The following is a 344-nucleotide window of genomic DNA, read 5'->3' on the forward strand; positions in this document are numbered from 1 at the left end:
GGTCGTTAGCTCAGTTGGTAGAGCAGTTGACTTTTAATCAATTGGTCGCAGGTTCGAATCCTGCACGACCCACCAATGTAAAAAGGCGCCCTAAAGGCGCCTTTTTGCTATGCGCGGAACTCAACGATTCGACAAAATTGTCGGGAACAATTTTGAACAACGCGGCGGCGTTGGCCCGCAGGGCGAGTCTCAGGATGAGACGAGTGTCTCTGCAGCAGGTTCGGGTCGAACGCAGTGAGACAACGGAGCCGCTTGCGGCGACGGCCCGAAGGGCGAGGCGAAGCCGAGTCATCCTGCACGACCCACCAATGTAAAAAGGCGCCCTAAAGGCGCCTTTTTGCTAT

General features: G+C 55.5%; 1 other RNA gene. It reads left to right on the top strand.

Going from position 1 to position 344, the window contains the following annotated elements:
- Positions 1–170 precede the first annotated feature (170 nt).
- A non-coding RNA gene (locus K5R89_RS27255) (RtT sRNA) lies at positions 171–308 on the top strand.
- Positions 309–344: the final 36 nt, after the last annotated feature.

Source organism: Klebsiella sp. TF21-TM, assembly GCF_019753495.1.
Classification (GTDB): Bacteria; Pseudomonadota; Gammaproteobacteria; order Enterobacterales; family Enterobacteriaceae; genus Klebsiella; species Klebsiella quasipneumoniae.